At 65.1% G+C, this 22,199-nt stretch carries 18 protein-coding genes; 13 read left to right on the top strand and 5 right to left on the bottom strand.

Annotation, left to right across the window (positions count from 1 at the left end; all coding sequences use genetic code 11):
* Positions 1-30: 30 nt before the first annotated feature.
* Genes FOY53_RS13165 through FOY53_RS13150 form a run of 4 tightly spaced genes read right to left on the bottom strand, consistent with a single transcriptional unit; the run spans position 31 to position 3,899 of the window.
* On the bottom strand, positions 31-939 hold the full coding sequence (locus FOY53_RS13165; protein ID WP_146589554.1) for a metal ABC transporter permease: 909 nt from the start codon (positions 937-939) through the stop codon (positions 31-33).
* Positions 936-2,141, bottom strand: coding sequence for a metal ABC transporter permease (locus tag FOY53_RS13160; RefSeq protein WP_146589552.1), 1,206 nt, complete (start codon positions 2,139-2,141; stop codon positions 936-938). Before FOY53_RS13160 ends, FOY53_RS13165 begins: the two co-directional genes overlap by 4 nt.
* On the bottom strand, positions 2,142-2,936 hold the full coding sequence (locus tag FOY53_RS13155; RefSeq protein ID WP_146589550.1) for a metal ABC transporter ATP-binding protein: 795 nt from the start codon (positions 2,934-2,936) through the stop codon (positions 2,142-2,144).
* Between the two features lie 3 nt (positions 2,937-2,939).
* Positions 2,940-3,899, bottom strand: a complete 960-nt coding sequence (locus FOY53_RS13150; protein WP_146589548.1) for a metal ABC transporter solute-binding protein, Zn/Mn family — start codon at positions 3,897-3,899, stop codon at positions 2,940-2,942.
* Between the two features lie 200 nt (positions 3,900-4,099).
* Between FOY53_RS13150 and deoC the strand changes: the two genes are divergently transcribed.
* The 4 genes from deoC to rlmH all read left to right on the top strand — a co-directional run bounded on the left by deoC (position 4,100) and on the right by rlmH (position 8,637).
* Positions 4,100-5,122 carry a deoxyribose-phosphate aldolase gene (gene deoC, locus FOY53_RS13145; protein ID WP_146589633.1) on the top strand — a complete coding sequence of 341 codons (1,023 nt, stop codon included), beginning with the start codon at positions 4,100-4,102 and terminating at the stop codon, positions 5,120-5,122.
* A 50-nt stretch (positions 5,123-5,172) separates the two neighbouring features.
* Positions 5,173-7,512 carry an aldehyde dehydrogenase family protein gene (locus FOY53_RS13140; protein ID WP_146589546.1) on the top strand — a complete coding sequence of 780 codons (2,340 nt, stop codon included), beginning with the start codon at positions 5,173-5,175 and terminating at the stop codon, positions 7,510-7,512.
* A gap of 279 nt (positions 7,513-7,791) precedes the next feature.
* A complete protein-coding gene (gene rsfS, locus FOY53_RS13135; RefSeq protein WP_146589544.1) occupies positions 7,792-8,166 on the top strand; it encodes a ribosome silencing factor in 375 nt (124 codons plus the stop codon).
* A complete protein-coding gene (gene rlmH / locus FOY53_RS13130) occupies positions 8,167-8,637 on the top strand; it encodes a 23S rRNA (pseudouridine(1915)-N(3))-methyltransferase RlmH (protein WP_146589541.1) in 471 nt (156 codons plus the stop codon).
* An 85-nt stretch (positions 8,638-8,722) separates the two neighbouring features.
* Here rlmH and FOY53_RS13125 read toward each other — a convergent pair whose 3' ends face one another.
* Complete coding sequence (locus FOY53_RS13125) at positions 8,723-9,526, bottom strand: undecaprenyl-diphosphate phosphatase (RefSeq protein WP_146589539.1); 804 nt, start codon at positions 9,524-9,526, stop codon at positions 8,723-8,725.
* Positions 9,527-9,741: 215 nt separating this feature from the next.
* Between FOY53_RS13125 and FOY53_RS13120 the strand changes: the two genes are divergently transcribed.
* The 9 genes from FOY53_RS13120 to FOY53_RS13080 all read left to right on the top strand — a co-directional run bounded on the left by FOY53_RS13120 (position 9,742) and on the right by FOY53_RS13080 (position 22,107).
* A complete protein-coding gene (locus tag FOY53_RS13120; protein WP_146589537.1) occupies positions 9,742-11,175 on the top strand; it encodes an NAD(P)-dependent oxidoreductase in 1,434 nt (477 codons plus the stop codon).
* Positions 11,176-11,269: 94 nt separating this feature from the next.
* Positions 11,270-11,704, top strand: coding sequence for a GFA family protein (locus tag FOY53_RS13115; protein WP_372835939.1), 435 nt, complete (start codon positions 11,270-11,272; stop codon positions 11,702-11,704).
* A 2-nt stretch (positions 11,705-11,706) separates the two neighbouring features.
* Positions 11,707-12,132 (top strand): GFA family protein, encoded by a 426-nt coding sequence (locus FOY53_RS13110; RefSeq protein WP_186766602.1) that lies wholly within the window; start codon positions 11,707-11,709, stop codon positions 12,130-12,132.
* A complete protein-coding gene (locus FOY53_RS13105; protein WP_146589535.1) occupies positions 12,129-12,692 on the top strand; it encodes a hypothetical protein in 564 nt (187 codons plus the stop codon). The genes FOY53_RS13110 and FOY53_RS13105 overlap by 4 nt, the downstream gene beginning before the upstream one ends.
* A gap of 14 nt (positions 12,693-12,706) precedes the next feature.
* Positions 12,707-17,242 carry a glutamate synthase large subunit gene (gltB, locus tag FOY53_RS13100; RefSeq protein ID WP_146589534.1) on the top strand — a complete coding sequence of 1,512 codons (4,536 nt, stop codon included), beginning with the start codon at positions 12,707-12,709 and terminating at the stop codon, positions 17,240-17,242.
* A 158-nt stretch (positions 17,243-17,400) separates the two neighbouring features.
* On the top strand, positions 17,401-18,147 hold the full coding sequence (gene mtgA / locus FOY53_RS13095) for a monofunctional biosynthetic peptidoglycan transglycosylase (protein WP_146589533.1): 747 nt from the start codon (positions 17,401-17,403) through the stop codon (positions 18,145-18,147).
* A 208-nt stretch (positions 18,148-18,355) separates the two neighbouring features.
* Positions 18,356-19,021: an FtsZ-binding protein FzlA gene (gene fzlA, locus FOY53_RS13090; RefSeq protein WP_146589532.1), complete on the top strand. Its 666-nt coding sequence runs from the start codon at positions 18,356-18,358 to the stop codon at positions 19,019-19,021.
* A gap of 75 nt (positions 19,022-19,096) precedes the next feature.
* Positions 19,097-20,125 carry a tRNA epoxyqueuosine(34) reductase QueG gene (gene queG / locus FOY53_RS13085; protein WP_146589531.1) on the top strand — a complete coding sequence of 343 codons (1,029 nt, stop codon included), beginning with the start codon at positions 19,097-19,099 and terminating at the stop codon, positions 20,123-20,125.
* Positions 20,122-22,107 carry a hydantoinase/oxoprolinase N-terminal domain-containing protein gene (locus FOY53_RS13080; protein ID WP_146589530.1) on the top strand — a complete coding sequence of 662 codons (1,986 nt, stop codon included), beginning with the start codon at positions 20,122-20,124 and terminating at the stop codon, positions 22,105-22,107. The genes queG and FOY53_RS13080 overlap by 4 nt, the downstream gene beginning before the upstream one ends.
* Positions 22,108-22,199: the final 92 nt, after the last annotated feature.

Raw genomic sequence — 22,199 nt, 5'->3', positions numbered from 1 at the left:
TCCCGATTTTCGCGTGCGCTTCGGCCGCGCTCAGGCGGTGCGGTGGGGTCCGATCGCGGCGACCACGGCCAGCATCAGGCCAGACACCGTGGCGATCATGCCCGCCGCCGAGACCGCATTGCTGCCACCGAACCACAGCGGTCCATATCCGGCCAGCACATATCCCAGCACAGCCGAGAGCACCGCAAAGGCCACGCTCCACCAGATCTGCGCCGCCAGACGGTTGGTCATCATCCGGGCGGTGGCGGGCGGGCAGATGAACATGGCGATCACGATAATCGAGCCAACCGCGTCAAAGGCGGCAACGGCGGCGATGGCGGCGGTGACGACAAGGCCGAGGCTGATCAGCTGCACCGGGATGCCCAGGGTGCGGGCAAAGCCCTCGTCGAAGGTGGCGAGCTTCAGCGGCCGCCAGAAGCCCCAGGTGAACAGGCTGACCACCAGCAGGGTCAGGGCCATGCGCGTCAGTTCCGGCGGCAGCGCCCGCAGCGCCACCGGATCGAGCAACGACCCCCAGCCCGAGGCTTCGAGCCAGATCAGGCTTTCGAGATTGCCGTAAAGCGCGTGTTCCACATCGAGGTGCACCGAAGAGGTGTCGGATTGTTCCAGCAGCAGCACGCCGGCGGCGAACATCGAGGTGAAGATGACGCCCATCGCCGCGCCGGCATCGACCCGGCCGAGACGGCGGATGGTTTCGATCAGCACCACCGAGACAAGGGCGGCTCCGGCGGCGCCGAGCATCATCGGCCAGGTGGTGCTGTGGCCGGTCACCAGAAAGGCGACGACGATACCGGGCAGGACCACATGACTGATGGCGTCGCCGATCAGCGACTGGCGCCGCAGCAGCAGGAAATTGCCGGGCAGGGCACAGGCAACGGCGGCGAAGGTGCCGATCAGCAGTGGCGCCAGCGAGAGGATGACAAATTCAGCGCCCATCACGACACCACCTTTGGCTGGGCGCTGATGCGGTTGTCCAACTCGGCGATCTGGTCTGGTGTCAGCACATCCAGGATCAGGGTCAGCCCGTCGTCCCGGGCCGAAAGTTCCGACAGATGCGCACTGGAACGCAGGGCCTGCCAGCGGTTTTCGTCGCGCAGGGCGGCGGCGGCATGGCTGTGGCCGGACGACGTGGGCACACCGTCTGCGCGCATCAATCCGGCGCGGCGCAGAATGCGGCGGGTGCGCGCCTCGTAGACCGGATGGCTCTGGGCCAGCGCCAGCAGGCCCTGACGCAGGTGCACCTGACGCTGGTAGGCCCTGTGGCGCAGCGCGGCCGAGAGCAAGCCGCGCCCGGGCGCCAGCAGCAGCGAGGCCACGAAGAAGGCGAAACTCACCAGCACGATGATCGGCCCGGTGGGCAGGCCCGGGGCGGTGGCCGAGATCGCCGCGCCGATATAGCCCGACAGGCCGCCGAACAGGCCCGCCAGCAGCACCACCCGGTCGGCCCGGTTGGACCAGAACCGCGCGGTGGCGGCGGGAATGATCAGCAGCGCGACGATCAGGATCAGACCCACCACCTTGAGCCCGACAACGGTGATCGCCATCACCAGCGTCATGATCGCAAGGTCCATGCGATGCACGTTGATGCCCTGGGTTTCGGCATAGCCCGAGTCGAAGGCCACCAGCAGCAGCGGGCGGCGCAGCGCGAGGGCGCAGGCCAGCACGGCAAGGCCGCCGCTTGCGATCAGCAGCGCGTCGCTGAACAGCATGCCTGCGGTGGAGCCGAGCAAAAAGCTCTCCAACCCCGCCTGGCGGCCCGCGGACAGGGTCTGCACCACTGTCAGCAGCACGATTCCGAAACCGAAGAACACCGACAGGACCGCGCCGATGGCGGCGTCTTCGGCAAGCCGGGTGTGGCGGGTGAGCCAGGACACACTGAGCAGGCCGAGCCAGGCCGAGAGCGCGGATCCCGCCATGAGGCCGGCCAGGCTGCGCCCGTCGCCGCCCAGGGCCACCATCAGCATGAAGGCCAGCGCGAGGCCGGGCAGGGTGGCATGACTGACCGCATCGGCGACCAGCGCGCGTTTGCGCAGGAACAGGAAGGTGCCGGTCGCCCCGGCGGCAAGCCCGAGGGCGGCAGATCCCAGGGCCACCAGAGTGGCGTTGTAGCCAAGTTGCAGGAGCAGGGCCTGGGCGAGCATTCAGGCGTCCTGCGTCAGCTGGGTGATCTGACCGTCCGCAAGGCGACCGCCATAGGTGGCCTGCACGGTCTCCGGGGTAAAGGCGGTCGCGATCGGACCCTCGCCCATCTTGCGGCGGTTGATCAGGAAGACAGTGTCGAAATAGGCGCGCACGGTCGACAGATCATGGTGCACGGCGACCACGGTCTTGCCCTCGTCCTTGAGGCTTTTGAGCACATCGATGATGGCGCGTTCGGTGGCGGCATCCACCCCGGCAAAGGGCTCGTCGAGCAGGTAGAGGTCGGCTTTCTGCGCCAGGGCCCGCGCCAGAAAGACCCGCTGCTGCTGCCCGCCCGAAAGCTGCCCGATCTGGCGGTCGGCAAAGTCCTCCATGCCCACACGGGCGAGGCAGTCCTTGGCGTGCTTGATGTGATGCGCCCGGACCCGGCGCAGCAGACCGAGGTCGCGGTAGAGGCCCATCAGCACGACGTCGAGTGCCTCGGTCGGGAAATCCCAGTCAACGCTGGCGCGCTGAGGGACATAGGCGATCCGGTGCGCCTGTTCGGCCAGCGGACGGCCATAGACGCTGACTCGGCCGGCCAGCGGCTTGACGATATTCAGCGCCGCCTTGAGCAGGGTGGATTTGCCGGCGCCGTTGGGGCCGATGATCGCGGTCATGGCGCCGTCCTGCACGGTCATGTCGACCGAGAACACCACCGGCTGCTGACCGTAAGACACGGTCAGGCCGCGGATGGCCAGGGGGCTTTGTGCCGGATCGGTCCGGGGCAGGCTGGCGGCGGGGGCGGGAGCGGTCATGGCTCAGGCCCCTCCGGTCAGCTTGCCGGACATGCCGGCGACAGGGATTTCGGCCCCCAGGGCACGGGCGATGACGGTCACGTTGTGGTCGATCATGCCGATATAGGTGCCCTCATAGGTGCCCGGTTCACCCATCGCGTCGGAATAAAGCTCTCCGCCGATGCGCACGGTATGGCCCTGCGCGGCGGCGCCTTCGATCAGGGCCCGGATGTTGCGGTCAGAAACCGATGTTTCGACAAAGACCGCTTCGATCCGGCGGCTGACGAGGGTGTCCACGAGGGCACCGATACGCTGCAGGCCGGCCTCGGATTCGGTCGAGATGCCCTGGATGCCAAGCACTTCAAAGCCGAACTGGCGGCCGAAATAACTAAAGGCGTCGTGGGCGGTGACCAGTACGCGGGTGTCTTCGGGGACTTTCTCCAGTGCTTTGGACGCATAGGTCGACAAGGCGTCGATCTCGGCCAGGTAGGCGGTGGCATTGGCCTCAAAGGCGGCCGAAAGGTCGGGGCGGGCGGCGGTCATCGCCGCCTGTGCCGCTGTCACCGCGTGCCGCCAGATATCGGGCACCATCCAGATATGCGGATCCGGGCGGCCTTCGTATTCGGCGTGGTGCAACAATTTGTCCTTTGGCACCGATTCGCCGATGGCGACCACCTGCGACCCCTTGCCAAGGCGCAGCAGGAAATCCTCCATCTGCGCCTCGAGGTACAGGCCGTTCCACAGCACGAGGTCGGCGCGGGTCAGGGCGACAATATCGGTGCGGGTCTGCCGGTAGCTGTGCGGATCGATGCCGGCCCCCATGAGCGCCGTCACATCCACCAGGTCACCGCCGATACGGCGGGCGGCGTCCGCGATCATGCCGGTGGTGGCCGTGATGGCAAGCCTGTCCTGAGCCACCGCGGCGGCGGGCATCAGGGATGTTGCGGCGAGGCCAAGTAGAAGCGAGCGACGGTCGGTGTTCATGGTGTTCGGTTTCCTTTTGCTTGCGTTGAATATGCGAGTCATTCGCAATTGGTCAAGGGAATTGCGAATAATTCGCAACAAGACGGCAGAGATTGGCCGGAATGACGCCAGATCGGGCACAGGGTGGCGTGGCGTTGCGCTTGAAATTGCGGGCGCAGGCCGCCACAGTTGCGGAAAATCGCGCCAGAGCGGAGGATGACATGCCGGAACACGCGCCGACAGCGGCGGCAACCGGGCAGGAGGCTGCCGCAGGAGAGACCGGGTTGCTGCCGCAGACCGTCGAGAACCGGAATCCGGGGATGGCGCTGGATCTGGACTGGGTGATGCGGGCCACGGCCAACCGCTCGGCCATCGAGCGTCGGGCGGCATCGCTGCCTGGACGGCGCTCGGTCAAGAAAGACTATCAGGCGGCCTGGCTGGCGCGGGCGATTTCCTGCATCGACCTCACCACTCTGGCCGGGGATGACACTGTGGGCCGGGTACAGCGTCTGTGTGCCAAGGCGCGCCAACCGGTGCGGGCGGATATCCTCGAGGCGCTGGGCCTGCCGGGGCTGACCGTCGGGGCCGTCTGTGTCTATCACGACATGATTGCGCCTGCGGTGGCGGCGCTGGCCGGTTCGGGAATCCCGGTGGCAGCGGTCAGCACCGGGTTTCCGGCCGGGCTGTCGCCGTTCCACCTGCGCGTGGCCGAGATCGGCGAAAGCGTGGCCGCAGGCGCGGCCGAGATCGACATCGTGATTTCGCGACGCCATGTGCTGAGCGGAAACTGGCAGGCGCTCTATGACGAGATGTGCGCCTTTCGCGCCGCCTGCGGCGCGGCGCATGTCAAGGCGATCCTCGCGACCGGAGAGTTGGGCACGCTGCAGAACGTGGCACGCGCCTCGCTGGTCTGCATGATGGCGGGGGCGGATTTCATCAAGACCTCGACCGGCAAGGAGCCGGTCAATGCCACATTGCCGGTGACGCTGGTGATGCTGCGGGCGATCCGCGACTACCACGAGGCGACCGGGATTCGGGTGGGTTACAAGCCCGCCGGCGGGATTTCCAAGGCCAAGGATGCGGTCACCTACCTGGCGCTGATCAAGGACGAACTGGGAGACCGGTGGCTGCGGCCTGACCTGTTCCGCTTTGGCGCGTCGTCCCTGCTGGGCGATATCGAACGGCAGCTCGAACATCATGTGACCGGCGCCTATTCCGCAGGCTGGCGCCACGCCATGAGCTGACTGTCCCTGCCGAGGTGTCGGAACATGCGAATTTGGAAAGAGAAGAAGACATGGGCGTGAGCGAGATATTCGAAAGCATGGCATATGGACCCGCGCCCGAAAGTGCGGCGGACGCACTGGCCTGGCTGGTGGATCAGGGCAGCCGGTTCGGGCATTTCATCGATGGTGAGATGACCGCACCCGGCGACGAATTCGAAAGCCGCAATCCGGCAACCGGCGAGGTGCTGGCGCTTGTTTCCCAGGCCACGCAGGGCGATGTCGATGCCGCGGTTGCGGCGGCGCGGCGGGCGCAGGGCCAATGGGCCAAGCTGGGCGGCCCGGGGCGGGCGCGGTTCCTCTATGCGCTGGCGCGGTTGCTGCAAAAGCATTCCCGGTTGTTTGCGGTGCTCGAGACGCTGGACAACGGCAAGCCGATCCGCGAGAGCCGGGATATAGATATCCCTCTGGCGCAGCGGCATTTCTATTACCACGCCGGGATGGCACAGCTGATGGAGACCGAATTGCCGGGGCGCGAAGCGCTGGGCGTCTGCGGGCAGATCATTCCGTGGAACTTCCCGCTGCTGATGCTGGCCTGGAAGGTCGCGCCGGCTCTGGCGATGGGCAATACCGTGGTGCTGAAACCTGCGGAATACACCTCGCTCACCGCATTGCTGTTTGCGGATATCTGCCGCCAGGCGGGGCTGCCCAAGGGGGTCGTGAACATCGTGACCGGCGATGGTGCCGTCGGCGAGATGATCGTGGGCGCACCGGTCGACAAGATCGCCTTTACCGGGTCGACCGAGGTGGGCCGGCGCATCCGTACGGCGACGGCGGGAACCGGCAAGGCGCTGACGCTGGAGCTGGGCGGGAAGAGCCCGTACATCGTCTTTGAGGATGCTGACCTGGATTCGGCCATCGAGGGTCTGGTGGATGCGATCTGGTTCAATCAGGGACAGGTCTGCTGTGCCGGCTCGCGTCTTCTGGTGCAGGAAGGCATTGCCGAGCGGTTTTACGCCAAATTGCGGGTCCGGATGGACGGTCTGCGGATCGGTGATCCGCTGGACAAGTGCATCGACGTGGGTGCGATCGTCGATCCGGTACAGCTCGAGCGGATTCGCGGGCTGGTCGGCGGCAATACCGAGGGCGAGACCTATCAGGCGGCGACACCCTGTCCCGAGGGCTGTTTCTACCCGCCGACACTGATCACCGGGCTCAGCCCCGCCTCGGCATTGATGCAGGAGGAGATCTTTGGACCGGTGCTGGTGGCGACAACCTTCCGCACGCCGTCGGAGGCCGTGGAGATCGCCAACAACACCCGCTACGGGCTGGCGGCGACGCTCTGGAGCGAGAACATCAATGTCGCCCTGGACGTGGCGCCAAGGCTGATGGCGGGGGTTGTCTGGATCAACGGCACAAACATGTTCGACGCGTCGGCCCCCTTTGGCGGGGTGCGCGAATCCGGTTTCGGACGCGAAGGCGGCTGGGACGGATTGCTGGCCTACACCCGCGCAGGCAAAACAGCGCAACCGGTAAAGCCGCTGACGCCCTTCGCGGGGGCCGAAGCGGAACCGCAGCCCGTGGACCGGACCGCAAAACTATATATCGGTGGCAAGCAGGCGCGACCCGACGGCGGCTATGCGCGCAATGTCTATGACAAGGCGGGCAGGCTGATCGGGCAGGCGCCGCTGGCCAATCGCAAGGATCTGCGCAACGCGGTCGAGGCGGCGCGGGGCGCAGTGGCCTGGGGTGGTTCGACGGCACATCTTCGGGCGCAGATCCTGTATTACCTCGGCGAGAACCTGTCGGCCCGGTCGGAAGAATTCGCCAGATCCATAGACCGGATGACCGGGGCGCGCGACGGCGCGAAAGAGGTCGGCGCGGCGGTCAACCGTCTGTTCACCTACGCAGCCTGGGCCGATAAATTCGAAGGCCGGGTGACCCAGGTGCCGCTGCGCGGCGTGGCGATGGCGCTGCGCGAACCCTGCGGGGTGATCGGCGCCCTGTGTCCGGACAGCGCTCCGCTGCTGGGACTGGTGTCGCTGCTGGGGCCGGCGCTTGCGATGGGCAACCGGGTCGTGCTGGTGGCCTCCGAGGCGTTTCCGTTGATTGCGGCGGATCTGTATCAGGTGATCGAGACTTCGGACGTTCCGGCGGGGGTCGTCAACCTGCTGACCGGCAGCCATGCCGAGCTGGCGCCGACGCTGGCGACCCACATGGATATCGAGGCTGTCTGGAGCTTTTCGTCCTCGGATGTGTCGGCGGAGATCGAACGGGGCGCGGCGGGCACGCTGAAACGGACCTGGGTCAATCACGGCATGGCGCGCGACTGGTCAGGGGCCGACGGCGAGGGGCGGGCCTTTCTCGACGCGGCAACCGAGGTCAAGACGGTCTGGGTGCCCTACGGCGCGTGATCCGGGCAGGTCTGATGCCCCCGGACGACAGACCACAGAAGCGATCTGGTCCCGGTTGTACGAAAGGGTACGAAAACCGGGGCTGGTGATTGCTGCAGAATCAGCCTAATGGCAGCCTCTTGTGCCGCTGCGATGTCACCTGACATTGAGATTTTACATCTGCAGTGTTATATTTAAAACACCCCAGCGCCGGGGACGTGGTCGGCGCATAGAAACCAGGAGGACAATGTCCTGTCATTTAATACCGATGCGGCCCGTGCCGCTCACCCGGGGGTGCCCATGTCGGGCGTAACCCATCTGGATGTGACCAGCGAAAAAATTCTCGCGTCGATCCTCGCCAGCCTCGATGACAACAAGGCCGAAGAAGTCGTGCAGATTGACCTGCGCGGCAAGACCGCCATTGGCGACTATATGGTGATCTGTTCGGGGCGCTCGTCCCGTCAGGTGGCGTCGCTGTCGGAAAAGGTCGTTGACGACCTGAAGGAACAGTTTGGCGTCCTGTCTAAGGTCGAAGGCAAGGAAACCGGCGACTGGGTGCTGATCGACACCGGCGACGTGATCGTGCACGTCTTCCGTCCCGAGGTCCGCGAATTCTATCAGCTGGAAAAGATGTGGTTGCCTGCGGGCGCTGTGGTCAAAGCCACCACCCAGTAGATGCGGGTGCACCTCTGCGTAGTGGGCCGGTTGCGGACCGGTCCCGAACGCGAATTGATCGACGACTACCTGCAGCGGTTCGACCGCGGTGGCAGGGCGCTGGGTCTCGGACCAGTGACCGTGCATGAAGTCGAAGACCGCAAGGGCGGGGGCATGGCGGCCGAAGCGGCCTTGTTGCACAAGGCCGTGCCTGCGGGCAGCCTTCTCTGTACACTGGATGAGCGCGGCACCGTGATGTCGTCGCCCGAATTCGCGGACAGGCTCGGCGGATGGCGCGACAGTGGCACCAGTGATCTGGCATTTGTGATCGGCGGGGCAGACGGGATCGATCCGGAACTGCGCAGCCGCGCGCAGGCGTCGCTGTCCTTTGGCAAAATGGTCTGGCCCCATATGCTGGTCCGCGTGATGCTGGCCGAGCAACTGTATCGCGCCGCGTCGATCCTGGCGGGCAGCCCCTATCACCGGATCTAGTGACGCGGCGATGGGGATGAGGTCCGTTTCCGGGCCCTGACGCGGGCAGCGCCGACCACCGGAGCGGCGCCGCCCGTCTTGCGGTTCAGCTGTAGGCGTAGGCCAGCAGCGCCAGCCCCAGAATCACCCGGTAGATCACATACGGGGTAAAGCTTACCGAGCGCAGCAGCCGCATCATCAGCGCGAGCGCCATCAGTGCCGAGAAAAAGGCCAGCACCGCGGCGATACCGCCATCGCGGGCGGCTGCCATGTCCGCGTCGCGCACGACTTCGAGCCCCAGCAGCAGACCCGATGCCGCGATGGTCGGGATCGACATCAGCATCGACAGCTTGGCCGCATCGGGGCGCGCATACCCCATCTGCCGCGCCGCCGTGATGGTGATGCCGGATCGCGAGGTGCCGGGAATCAGGGCGATGGCCTGCCACAGGCCCATCTTGAAGGCATCACGCAGGGTCCAGTCGCTGTCTTTCCTGACCTCGGCGCCGCGCTGATCCGCCCAGTACAGGACAATCCCGAAGATCAGCATTGTCCAGCCGATCACCGCCACGGATCGCAGCATGTCATCCAGCCCGGTCAGTTTCAACGCCAGCCCTGCCAGCACCACCGGGACTGTCGCGACCAGCAGGCAAAGCGCCAGAAAGGCGCCCGGTGTGTCGACCTTGCCGCGCAGCAGGCGCAGGGTTCCGATTGCCGCGATGCGCACATCACTCCAGAAATACAGGATGACCGCCAGCAGGGTGCCGATATGCACAGCGACGTCGATGACCTGCCCCTGATCCGGAATGCCCGTCAGTTTCGGCAGAAGAATCAGGTGCCCGGACGACGAAATCGGCAAGAATTCAGTTATGCCCTGAATTAAGGCAAGTATCAGCAGATGGGTCAGTGGCATGGGAGCCCTCGTGATTGGTGGTAGCCATCGGTATAAGCCTATATAATTAAAAGGAAAGCTTGAAATTAGGTCCGGATTGTAACCTAATTTTTCATGCCGGAGCCCTTTTTGCGCCCGGGCTGGCCGAATTAATTGACATATAGGTCAGCACTTCTGACTTTTCTTTCGTTTTGTCGTTGAGTAAAGAGAAAATCCAGACGAAATGGGAGCGGTCTATGGCGAAGCAGCCGATGTTGAAGTTCGTGAAAGTTGAGCGGGACATGCCTGCCAAGCGCGATGCAAGCGTGCGCAACAAGGACTTTCAAGAGATTTATGCGGAATACGCCAGGGCAAAAGCCGAAGAGCAGTCCGGGCGCTGTTCTCAGTGCGGTGTGCCGTATTGCCAGTCGCATTGTCCGCTGCACAACAATATTCCCGACTGGCTGCGCCTCACGGCCGAGGGCCGGTTGAAAGAGGCCTATGAAGTCAGCCAGGCCACCAATACCTTTCCCGAGATCTGCGGCCGCATCTGCCCGCAGGACCGGCTGTGCGAAGGCAATTGCGTGATCGAGCAGTCGGGCCACGGCACCGTCACCATCGGGTCGGTGGAAAAGTTCATCACGGACACCGCCTGGGAAGAAGGCTGGGTCGAGCCGATCAAGCCGCGCAGCGAGCGCACCGAGAGTGTGGGCATCATCGGCGCGGGTCCCGGTGGTCTGGCTGCGGCTGACGTGCTGCGCCGTCAGGGTGTGCAGGTCACGATCTATGACCGCTATGACCGGGCCGGTGGCCTGCTGACCTATGGCATCCCCGGCTTCAAGCTGGAAAAGCCCGTCGTCATCCGCCGCAACGAGCAGCTCGAGGCCGGCGGCGTGACGTTCAAGCTGAACTGCACCGTGGGCGAAGATATTTCGTTCCAGCAGATCCGCGATACCCATGACGCGGTGATCATCGCCACCGGTGTCTACAAGACCCGCGATCTGCAGGGGCCGGGCTCCGGCGCCAAAGGCATCGTGCGGGCGATCGACTATCTGACCGCCAGCAATCGCAAGAGCTTTGGTGACGACGTGCCCGAGTTCGACAATGGCGAGCTGAATGCCGAGGGCAAGAAGATCGTGGTCATCGGCGGCGGCGACACCGCCATGGACTGTGTGCGGACCGCAGTGCGGCAGGGTGCCACGAGCGTCAAATGCCTCTACCGCCGCGACCGCGCCAACATGCCGGGCAGCCAGCGCGAAGTGCAGAACGCCGAGGAAGAAGGCGTTGTCTTCGAGTGGCTGACCGCGCCCAAGGGGTTCAAGGGTGACAGCGTGACGGGAGTCATCGTCGAGCGGATGCGTCTCGGCCTGCCGGATGCCACCGGACGACAAAGCCCCGAAGTGATCGAGGGGTCGGACTACGTCGAGGACGCCGACATCGTCATCAAGGCGCTGGGCTTCGAACCCGAGGATCTGCCGACGCTGTGGGATCAGCCCGAACTGGGTGTGACCCGCTGGGGCACGGTCAAGGCGGAATTCACCACCGGGGCGACCGACATGCCGGGCGTCTATGCGGTGGGTGACATCGTGCGCGGGGCGTCGCTTGTCGTCTGGGCGATCCGCGACGGCAGAGATTGCGCGACGGCGATTCTGGAGCAGTTCAACAGCGCGGGCGTGGTCGCGGCCGAATAGGGTCGCCTCCGGCCCGGCGTCGGGCTGATCTGAGGGTGCGTAGCTGCCGTGCCGCAAGGTACTGCGGCAGGGCGTTTGAAAGAGGGGATGAATCTTGGCGGCGCGGACAGGGCAATGCCTGTGCGGAAAGGTGGCGTTCTCGGCAAAGCTGCCGGGCGCCGCTTATGGCGTGTGCCACTGCAAGATGTGTCAGCGATGGACGGGGTCCGCCCTGTTCGCGATCACCGTTCCGGAAGAGGACATCACCTTTACCGGCAAGCATGAGATCCGGCGGTTTCAGTCTTCGGGCTGGGCAGAGCGGGCCTGGTGCGGCACCTGTGGCGCCGGTCTGTGGTACAGGGTGACCGAGGCGGGGCCGCATTACGGCGGTTACGAGATTCCCATCGGTCTGTTTGACGATGCGGGCGGGCTGGAGATCCAGCACGAGATCTTTGTCGACTGCAAGCCGGATTCCTTTGGTCTTGTCGGCGATCATCCCCGGCTGAACCAGGCGGAAACGTTGCAACGACTTGGACTTACGGAGGACTGAACATGCTGGGACACTGCCTGTGCGGCGCCGTGACGGTGACGTTCGAGCCGACCGAGAACAAGCTGGGCGCCTGCCATTGCGAGATGTGCCGGCGCTGGACCGGTTCCGCATTGCTCGAGATCGACGCCAAGCCGGGAACGGTGCACTACGAGGGACCGGTCAAATCCTATGCTTCGTCCGACTGGGCGGAACGGGCATGGTGTGACAGCTGCGGCACAACCCTGTGGTATCATCTGACATTGCCCGGGCATGACTATTACAGCATCTCGGCCGGTCTGGTGGACAAGGCCGGAGGCCTGACGCTGAAGACCGAGATCTACATAGACGTGAAGCCCGCAGGATATGCCTTTGCAGGCAACCACGAACGGAAGACCAAGGCAGAAATCGAAGCCGGTTTCGCCGCTTTTCTGGAAAGGATCGAAACATGACAGCTTTCCTTGCGACCTGCCGATGCAGTCTGAAAGCGCTGGTCGCGGCGGGTGCCGTCGGTACGGCCGGCATGGTTCTTGCGGACACATCGCCCTACGCCGGGCAGGATCAGCGACCGATCGCGGCACTGTCGTCGCAGGATATCGAGGCCTTGCTGGCCGGGCAGGGCTGGGGCTTTGCCAAACCGGCAGAGCTCAACGGCTATCCCGGCCCGTCACACGTGCTCGACCTGGCCGAAGACCTCGACCTGAGCGCGCAGCAGCGGGCGCAGGTGCAGCGGATTTTTGACCGGATGCAGACCGAAGCGCAGGCCCTGGGCGCGCAGTACGTCGCGGCGGAATCGGCGCTGGACGCCGCGTTTGCCGCCAATGCGATCACCGCAGAGCAGCTGACGGTTCTGACCGGGCAGGCCGCCATGATCGAGGCGCAGTTGCGCAGGGTGCATCTGGCGGCACATCTCGAAACGGCGCCGGTTCTGACGCGCCACCAGACAATGATTTACAACAAAGCGCGCGGCTACGGCGAAGGTGCCGGACCGTCGCAGCATGACGGCCACTGAAGAGGACCTCTGACATGACAAAGTATGATGCAGACTGGGTGCGGGCCGAAGAAGCCAAGCGCAAGTGGATGGCCGAGAATGGCCTGTATTCCGAAGCGGAAGAGCATTCTTCCTGCGGGGTTGGCCTTGTGGTCTCGGTCGATGGCAAGGCCAGCCGACGGGTTGTCGACGCGGGAATTTCCGCGCTCAAGGCGATCTGGCACCGGGGTGCCGTGGACGCGGATGGCAAGACCGGTGACGGGGCCGGCATCCACGTGCAGATCCCGGTCGCGTTCTTTTATGACCAGATCGACCGCACCGGCCACACCCCGCGCAAGAACGAGCTGATGGCCGTGGGTCAGGTGTTCCTGCCGCGCACCGACTTTGGCGCGCAGGAGACCTGCCGGACCATCGTGGAAACCGAAGTCCTGCGCATGGGCCATTACATCTACGGCTGGCGGCATGTGCCGGTGAATGTCGACTGTCTGGGTGAAAAGGCCAACGCGACCCGCCCCGAGATCGAACAGATCCTGATCTCCAACGCCAAGGGTGTGGACGAAGAGACGTTCGAGCGTGAACTCTACGTGATCCGTCGCCGGATCGAAAAGGCCGCCGCCGCCGCCGGCGTGGGGCAGCTTTACATCGCGTCGCTGTCCTGCCGGTCCATCATCTACAAGGGCATGATGCTGGCGCAGGACGTGGCAGAATTCTATCCCGACCTGATGGACGAGCGTTTTGAATCCGCCTTTGCGATCTATCACCAGCGCTATTCCACCAATACCTTCCCGCAGTGGTGGCTGGCACAGCCGTTCCGGATGCTGGCCCACAATGGCGAGATCAACACGCTGAAGGGCAACATCAACTGGATGAAGTCCCACGAAATCCGCATGGCATCCGCCACTTTCGGAGAGATGGCCGACGACATCAAGCCGATCATCGCCAACGGCGCGTCGGATTCCGCTGCGCTGGATGCGGTGTTCGAGGTTCTGGTGCGGGCGGGGCGCAACGCGCCGATGGCCAAGACCATGCTGGTGCCCGAGAGCTGGTCCAAGCAGGCGCTGGAACTGCCGGAGGCCTGGCGCGACATGTATTCCTACTGCAACTCGGTGATGGAACCCTGGGACGGCCCCGCCGCGCTGGCGATGACCGATGGCCGCTGGGTCTGCGGCGGTCTTGACCGCAACGGGTTGCGGCCGATGCGCTATGTGGTGACGGGCGACGGCCTGCTGATCGCGGGCTCCGAAGCGGGAATGGTGCCGGTCGACGAAGGCACCGTGCGTGAAAAGGGCGCGCTTGGTCCGGGGCAGCTGCTGGCCGTCGACATGAAAGAGGGCAGGCTGTACCACGACGTCGAGATCAAGGACAAACTGGCCGCAAGCCAGCCGTTCGGCGAATGGGTCGGCAAGATCACCGAACTGGATGACGAACTCGGGTCGGTCAGCGAAAAGGCCATGTACAGCGGCGCCGAACTGCGGCGCCGCCAGATCGCGGCTGGCTACAGCGTCGAAGAGATCGAGCAGATCCTGGCGCCGATGGCGGAGGACGGCAAGGAGACGGTTGTCAGCATGGGTGACGACACCCCAAGCGCCGTTCTGTCGAAAAAGTACCGTCCGCTGAGCCATTTCTTCCGGCAGAACTTCAGCCAGGTCACCAACCCGCCGATCGATTCACTGCGTGAATTCCGGGTGATGAGCCTGAAGACCCGGTTCGGCAACCTCAAGAACGTGCTGGACGAAAGTTCCGCACAGACCGAGATCCTGGTACTGGACAGCCCGTTTGTTGGCAATGCGCAGTTCGATGACCTGAAACGGCATTTCAATGCCGACAGCGTCGAGATCGACTGCACCTTCGAAGTCAACGGCGGCAAGGACACCCTGCGCAAGGGGCTGGACCGGATCCGCGCCGAGGCCGAGGATGCGGTGCGCTCCGGCGCCGGGCACCTGACACTGACCGACCACCTGGCCAGCGAGGAAAAGATCGGTATGCCGATGATCCTCGCCACCTCGGCGGTGCACAGCCATCTGACCCGCAAGGGCCTGCGGACCTTCTGTTCGCTGAACGTCCGGTCCGCCGAATGTATCGACCCGCATTACTTTGCGGTGTTGATCGGTGCGGGCGCGACGGTGGTGAACCCGTATCTGGCCGAGGACACCCTGGCCGACCGGGTCGAGCGCGGCCTGCTGGACATGTCGCTGACCCAGGCGGTGCGCAAGTACCGCGAGGCAATCGACCAGGGCATGCTCAAGATCATGTCAAAGATGGGGATCTCGGTGATTTCCTCGTATCGTGGCGGTCTGAACTTCGAGGCGGTGGGCCTGTCCCGCGCCATGTGCGCCGAATTCTTCCCCGGTATGGTCAGCCGGATCAGCGGCATCGGTGTCAGCGGCATCCAGACCAAGGCCGAGCAGATCCACGCGCTGGGGTTCCTCGGCGGTCAGGACGTGCTGCCCATTGGCGGTTTCTACAAGGCACGCAAGTCGGGCGAGACCCATGCCTGGGGCGCGCAGAACATGCATCTGTTGCAGGCAGCCTGCGACAAGGCGAGCTATGAGCTGTGGAAGACCTATGCCAAGGCGATCCAGGCCAACCCGCCGATCCATCTGCGTGATCTGCTGGCGATGAAGCCCATCGGTCCGGCCATCCCGCTGGAGCAGGTTGAATCGATCACCAGCATCCGCAAGCGCTTTGTCACTCCCGGCATGTCGCTGGGCGCGTTGGGCCCGGAAGCGCACAAGACGCTGAATGTCGCGATGAACCGCATCGGCGCCAAGTCGGATTCCGGAGAGGGTGGCGAAGATCCGGCACACTTTGTGCCCGAATCCAATGGCGACAACCCGTCGGCCAAGATCAAGCAGGTGGCCTCGGGGCGGTTCGGCGTCACCGCGGAATACCTCAACCAGTGCGAAGAGCTCGAGATCAAGGTCGCGCAGGGCGCCAAGCCCGGCGAGGGCGGCCAGCTTCCCGGCATGAAGGTGACCAAGCTGATCGCGCGCCTGCGGCATTCGACCGAAGGCGTGACGCTGATCTCGCCGCCGCCGCACCACGACATCTACTCGATCGAGGATCTGGCGCAGCTGATCTATGACCTCAAGCAGATCAACCCGCGCTGCAAGGTGACGGTGAAGCTGGTGGCGTCCTCGGGTGTGGGCACGATCGCCGCCGGGGTCGCCAAGGCCAAGGCCGACGTGATCCTGATCTCGGGCCACAATGGCGGCACCGGCGCGTCGCCCGCGACCTCGATCAAATATGCCGGCCTGCCGTGGGAAATGGGTCTGACCGAGGCGCATCAGGTGTTGTCGATGAACAACCTGCGGTCGCGGGTGACCCTGCGCACCGACGGCGGTCTGCGCACCGGGCGCGACATCGTCATGGCGGCGATGCTGGGGGCCGAGGAATACGGCATCGGCACCGCAGCGCTGATCGCGATGGGCTGCATCATGGTGCGCCAGTGCCAGTCCAACACCTGCCCGGTGGGGGTCTGCACCCAGGACGAAAGCCTGCGGGCCAAGTTCACGGGCACGGCGGACAAGGTGGTCAACCTGATCACTTTCTACGCCACGGAGGTGCGCGAAATCCTTGCCAGCATCGGCGCACGCAGCCTTGCGGATGTGATCGGGCGGGCAGATCTTCTGCGCCAGGTCAGCCGCGGGTCGGATCATCTTGACGATCTTGACCTCAACCCGCTGCTGATCCGTGTCGATGGCTCGGATGACATCGTCTACGACCGTGACCGTCCGCGCAACGCGGTGCCGGACACGCTGGACGCGGAGATCGTGCGCGATGCCGCCCGGTTCCTGGAGGACGGCGAGAAGATGCAGCTGTCCTATGCGGTTCAGAACACCCACCGCACCGTGGGGACCCGGACGTCGTCGCATATCGTGCGCAAATTCGGGATGCGCAACGCGTTGCAGCCGGATCACCTGACGGTGAAGCTGACCGGGTCGGCCGGGCAATCCCTGGGCGCCTTTGCCGCACCGGGGCTCAAACTGGAAGTGTCGGGGGATGCCAACGACTATGTCGGCAAAGGTCTGTCGGGGGGCACCATCGTGGTGCGTCCGCCGATGCACTCGCCGCTGGTCGCCTCCGAGAATACGATCATCGGCAACACCGTGCTTTATGGTGCGACCGAAGGCTTCCTGTTTGCGGCGGGCCGGGCAGGCGAGCGATTCGCCGTGCGCAACTCGGGCGCGTCGGTGGTGGTCGAAGGCTGCGGATCGAACGGCTGTGAATACATGACCGGCGGCGTCGCGGTCATTCTGGGCAGTGTCGGGGCCAACTTCGGTGCGGGCATGACCGGTGGGATGGCTTATCTCTATGATCCGGAGGGCACGGCAACGGCTCTGATGAACATGGAGGGCATCGTGACCTGCCCGGTCACGGTCAAGCCGTGGCAGAACGAGCTACACGCCCTGGTCCAGCGCCATGCGAAAGAGACCGGCAGCCGCAAGGCACTGGATCTGTTGCAGCACTGGGACGAAGAACTGCCGAATTTCCTGCAGGTCTGCCCGAAAGAGATGCTGAACAAGATCGCCCATCCGCTGACCGAAACCGGTGCGGCCGTTACAGCCTGATCGTTTCGCGGGCAATCTTACCACGGGGGGGCTGCGCCATGGCGTGGCCCCCTTTTCGTTGCACGGGGCTCGGTGCGCGCGGCGCGCGGAACACGGTCCCTGACCCAAGTCCGCGCAAAGGCTTTCACGACCGGTCCGGGCTGCGTAAGGATGGCGCCATGGCGACAACCCGTAAAACCATTCCGAAAAAGCCGCTGAGGGAGGATGCCAGATCCACCCCGCGACGGCGCTTTCGCCCGGTGCGCTGGATGCTGCGCTGGGTCTTTCGTCTGGCCTTCGTGGCGGTCTCGTTGGTTGTGCTGATGGTGCTGTTGTACAAGGTGGTGAACCCGCCGACGACGATTTACATGGTCAGCGAGGCGCGCCGTCTGGGCGCGGAGGTGACACACACCTGGGTCAGAGCGGACGACATTGCGCCGGTGATGCTTCGCTCGGTGGTGGCGGCCGAGGATGCGAACTATTGCAACCACTGGGGCTTTGACATGGGGGCCATCCGCGATGCGATCGAGGCCGGAGGCAACCGGGGGGCGTCGACCATCAGCCAGCAGGTGGTGAAGAACACGTTCCTGTGGCACGGACGCAATTACACCCGCAAGGCGCTTGAGGCACTGATCACGCCGCTGATGGAAGCGCTGTGGAGCAAGCGGCGGATCCTCGAAGTCTATCTCAACGTTGCGGAGTTCGACGAAGGCGTGTTCGGGGTCGCGGCCGCCTCGCAGCATTATTTCGGCCTCGGTCCCGGCGCGCTGAACGCCACACAGGCCGCACGGCTGGCGGCCATCTTGCCGGACCCCAAGGACCGTTCGGCTTCGAGGCCCTCAAAGTATGTGCAGCGTCGCGCTGCCGGCATCCGGGACGGTGCCGCGACCATCGCCAGGGACGGTCGCGCGGCCTGTTTCGAGTAGCCGGACGTCGACAGGGCCGCATCAGGCAGATGCCGCCACAATGACCCGGGCCGGGATCTTCACCGGCCTGGTCCGGCATCAAATACGCAGGTTCCCGCCCGCGGCGCAGGCCACAGAAACCTGTATCTGGTGATCAGCAGTTGAACTGAGCCTGCTTTCACGGCAAGTAGGGGGATATCCACCAAAAATCCCGGATGCGCATCCCACCATGGCCAAACTCTATCACGTGCCGCTGTCCCCGTTCTGCCGCAAGGTGCGGCTGAGCCTCGCAGAGAAGAAGATCGAGTGTGATCTGATCGAGGAACGGTACTGGGAAAAGGATGCGGACTTTCTGCGCCGCAACCCGGCGGCAAAGGTGCCGGTGTTGAAGATCGACACCAAGATCATGGCCGAGAGCGGCGCGATCTGCGAATACCTCGAAGAAATGCATCCCGAGCCGCCGCTGATGCCGCGCAGCGCCGAGAACCGCTACGAGGTGCGCCGACTGGTCGGCTGGTTCGATGACAAGTTCCACAACGAAGTGACCAGCAAGCTGCTGTACGAACGGGTCAACAAGAAGGTCATGGGCAAGGGCTATCCTGACAGCCAGAACGTCAAGGCCGGGGCCAAGGCGATCAAGTATCACCTCGATTACATGGCCTGGTTGCTGGATCACCGGCGCTGGCTCGCGGGGGATTCGATGACGCTGGCCGATTTCGCCGCCGCGGCGCATCTGTCGTCGCTGGATTATATCTCGGATGTGGACTGGAACCGGTCGGATGTGGTCAAGGACTGGTATGCCAAGATCAAATCGCGTCCGGCCTTCCGGTCCATCCTTGCGGACCAGATTCCCGGCTTTCCGCCGCCGGCGCATTATGCCGATCTGGATTTCTGATCTGATGCGGGTCAGGGCGGCGGTCCGCCCCCTGTGCCCGAGCGAGCCCGGGGACTTGTCGTCGGTGGATGCTTCGTGGACGCGCTGAAGACCAGTCTTGCCGCCGAGGCCCGGGACATCGGGTTCGATCTGTGCCGGATCTGCCGACCCTGGGACGTGCCCCAGGTGCCCGGACGGCTGTCGGCGTTTCTGGAGCAGGGGTATCACGGGCAGATGTCCTGGCTGGCCGAACGGTCGCACTGGCGCGGCGCGCCGCAGGTTCTGTGGCCCGAGGCGCGGTCGGTGATCATGTTGGGCGAAAGCTATACGCCTGAACATGACCCGCTGGAGGTGCTGGCGCAGCCCGAGCGCGGGGCGGTATCGGTCTATGCGCAGAACCGCGACTACCACGACGTGGTCAAAAAACGGCTCAAGCGGCTGGCGCGCTGGCTGATCGCCGAGGCGGGCGGTGAGGTCAAGGTGTTCGTCGACACCGCGCCGGTGCCGGAAAAGCCGCTGGGGCAGGCTGCGGGACTGGGCTGGCAGGGCAAACATACCAATCTGGTCAGCCGGGACCTGGGGTCGTGGTTTTTCCTGGGTTCGGTGTTCAGCACGCTCGAATTGCCGGTGGACGCGACAGAGGTGGACCATTGCGGATCCTGCCGGGCCTGTCTGGATGTCTGTCCGACGCGGGCCTTTCCGGCGCCCTACCAACTGGATGCACGCCGCTGCATCTCTTATCTGACAATCGAGCACCACGGCCCGGTTGACCCGGAGCTGCGACCGTTGATGGGAAACAGGATCTATGGCTGCGACGACTGTCTTGCGGTGTGCCCGTGGAACAAGTTCGCGCGCACCGCGCGCGAAGTGAAATACCATGCGCGGGCCGAACTGGTGGCGCCGCGTCTGCAGGATCTGGCGCGCCTGGACGACGCGGGATTCCGGGCACATTTTTCCGGATCGCCGATCAAGCGGATCGGACGCGGGCGGTTCGTGCGCAACGTGCTCTACGCCATCGGCAATTCCGGCACGCCAGGTTTGCGGCCCGTGGCACAGGACCTGTGCGCGGACGCGGATCCGGTGGTGGCGGATGCGGCACGCTGGGCGGTGGAGCGACTGGCATGAGCGTGGTTCTGGGGGTCGACACCGGCGGAACCTACACCGATGCGGTGCTGATCCGGGATGAGGCTCAGGTCATCGCCAAGGCCAAGGCGCTGACCACGCGCGGTGATCTGGCGCTGGGAATCGGCGCGGCGGTCACGGCGGTGCTGGCGCAGGCCGGAATCGCGGCGGCGGAAATTGCCATGGCGTCACTCTCGACCACTCTGGCAACCAATGCGCTGGTCGAGGGGCAGGGCGGCCGGGTCGGGCTGGTGTACATCGGCTTCAGCGAGCGGGATCTGGAAACGCACGGGCTGTCCGAGGCACTGGGCGGTGATCCGGTGCTGGTGCTTGCGGGCGGGCACAGCCATGCCGGCGGCGCGGTGGTGGCACTGGATCTGGCGGCGCTTGAGGTGTGGGCCCGGGCGCAGGAGGTGTCGGCCTTTGCGGTCGCGGCGCAGTTCGCCACCCGCAACCCGGAGCATGAGCTGGAGGCCCGGGAGCTGCTGCGCCGCATCACCGGTCGGCCGGTGTCCTGTTCGCACGAGCTTTCCGCCAGGCTTGGTGGGCCCAAGCGGGCGCTCACGGCCGTTTTGAACGCGCGGCTGATCGGGTTGACGCACCGGCTGATCGCGCGGGCCGAGGAAACCCTGCACGGTCTGGGTGTGCATGCGCCGATGATGGTGGTGCGCGGCGACGGCGCACTGATTTCTGCGGCGCAGGCGCAGGAGCGCCCGATCGAGACCATTCTCAGCGGCCCGGCTGCTAGCCTTGTCGGGGCGCGCTGGCTGACCGGGGCCAGCGATGCGCTGGTTTCGGACATTGGCGGGACCACGACGGATATTGCCCTGCTGCGCGGCGGCGTCCCGGCAATTGATCCCGGCGGGGCGCAGGTGGGCCGGTTCCGCACCATGGTCGAGGCGGTGGCGATGCGCACCCACGGGCTTGGCGGCGACTCCGAAGTGCATGTCGGCGAAGGGCTGGACGGCGCGCTGAGCCTCGGGCCGCGCCGCGTGGTGCCGGTGGCGCTGATCGGGTTCGAACATGGCGACGTGGTGCGGCAGGAGCTGGAGCGGCAGGTGCGCAGCGCGGTGCCGGGCGACCACGACGGGCGCTTTGTGCGGCGGGTTGCCGGCCAGGACGTCGCCGGTCTGAGCGCGCGAGAGGCCGGGCTTCTGGAGCGGATCGACGGGCTGATGCCGCTCGGCGCGGTCCTGCGCACCCGGCTCGAAGGTCAGGCGCTGCAACGGCTGGTCGGGCGCGGTCTGGTGCAGGTCGCCGGGGTGACTCCGACGGATGCGGTCCATGTCCTCGGACAGCAGTCGGATTGGGACGCCGAGGCGGCACGGCTGGCGCTCGAGGTTCTGGCGCGGCGCAGGGTCGGGTCGGGCGAGCGTCTGGCGACGGACGCCAAGGCGTTGGCCGGGCGGATTGTCGACGCGGTGACGCGGACAACGGCGCGGGCCTTGCTTGAAACGGCCTTTGCCGAAGAAGGCTGGGATTTGCCATCGGTGGATCTGGCGCGGCACCCGCTGCTTGAGGCCGGATTGCGGCGGCAAAGCGGGATACTCGCGTTCGAGACGCGGATGGCCCTGCCGGTCGTCGGGCTGGGGGCCTCGGCAGGATGTTATTACCCTGCGGTGGGGAGAATGCTGAATGGCACTGTTGATCTGCCGGCACATGGCGATGTGGCAAATGCCATCGGCGCTGTGGTCGGGCAGGTGACAATGCGCCGCTCGGGCATTGTCACCGCGCCGGCCGAAGGGCGGTTCCGGGTGCATCTGACAACCGGGCCGCAGGATTTCGGCGCCTCCGAAGACGCAATGGCCTGTCTTGAGAACGCGCTGGGCAGCGAGGCGCGGGCGGCAGCAGAGGCGGCGGGGGCGGTCGATATCGCGCTGAAGCTGCGCCGCGACGTGAAGGTGGTCGAGGCCGAGGCGCGCGAGGTGTTTCTGGAGGCGGTGGTCACGGCAGAGGCTTCGGGTCGGCCCCGTATTGCCGTGTGAATTCCGGCGGCAGCGGCGTCAGTCCGTGACCGCCAGCATCTGCCGGGCACAGATCACGTCATTCTGAGGCATGTGTAACAGAGCTTTGCTTT

Origin of the sequence: Puniceibacterium confluentis, assembly GCF_007923445.1 — a bacterium.
GTDB lineage: Bacteria > Pseudomonadota > Alphaproteobacteria > Rhodobacterales > Rhodobacteraceae > Puniceibacterium > Puniceibacterium confluentis.
This window is presented reverse-complemented; position numbering and strand designations above follow the sequence as displayed.

Excerpts from the sequence above, each read along its gene's own strand:
- FOY53_RS13160 (WP_146589552.1), bottom strand. The coding sequence starts at position 2,141 with ATGCTCGCCCAGGCCCTGCTCCTGCAACTTGGCTACAACGCCACTCTG.
- FOY53_RS13155 (WP_146589550.1), bottom strand. The coding sequence starts at position 2,936 with ATGACCGCTCCCGCCCCCGCCGCCAGCCTGCCCCGGACCGATCCGGCA.
- FOY53_RS13150 (WP_146589548.1), bottom strand. The coding sequence starts at position 3,899 with ATGAACACCGACCGTCGCTCGCTTCTACTTGGCCTCGCCGCAACATCC.
- deoC (WP_146589633.1), top strand. The coding sequence starts at position 4,100 with ATGCCGGAACACGCGCCGACAGCGGCGGCAACCGGGCAGGAGGCTGCC.
- FOY53_RS13140 (WP_146589546.1), top strand. The coding sequence starts at position 5,173 with ATGGGCGTGAGCGAGATATTCGAAAGCATGGCATATGGACCCGCGCCC.
- rsfS (WP_146589544.1), top strand. The coding sequence starts at position 7,792 with ATGTCGGGCGTAACCCATCTGGATGTGACCAGCGAAAAAATTCTCGCG.
- rlmH (WP_146589541.1), top strand. The coding sequence starts at position 8,167 with ATGCGGGTGCACCTCTGCGTAGTGGGCCGGTTGCGGACCGGTCCCGAA.
- FOY53_RS13125 (WP_146589539.1), bottom strand. The coding sequence starts at position 9,526 with ATGCCACTGACCCATCTGCTGATACTTGCCTTAATTCAGGGCATAACT.
- FOY53_RS13120 (WP_146589537.1), top strand. The coding sequence starts at position 9,742 with ATGGCGAAGCAGCCGATGTTGAAGTTCGTGAAAGTTGAGCGGGACATG.
- FOY53_RS13110 (WP_186766602.1), top strand. The coding sequence starts at position 11,707 with ATGCTGGGACACTGCCTGTGCGGCGCCGTGACGGTGACGTTCGAGCCG.
- FOY53_RS13105 (WP_146589535.1), top strand. The coding sequence starts at position 12,129 with ATGACAGCTTTCCTTGCGACCTGCCGATGCAGTCTGAAAGCGCTGGTC.
- gltB (WP_146589534.1), top strand. The coding sequence starts at position 12,707 with ATGACAAAGTATGATGCAGACTGGGTGCGGGCCGAAGAAGCCAAGCGC.
- mtgA (WP_146589533.1), top strand. The coding sequence starts at position 17,401 with ATGGCGACAACCCGTAAAACCATTCCGAAAAAGCCGCTGAGGGAGGAT.
- fzlA (WP_146589532.1), top strand. The coding sequence starts at position 18,356 with ATGGCCAAACTCTATCACGTGCCGCTGTCCCCGTTCTGCCGCAAGGTG.
- FOY53_RS13080 (WP_146589530.1), top strand. The coding sequence starts at position 20,122 with ATGAGCGTGGTTCTGGGGGTCGACACCGGCGGAACCTACACCGATGCG.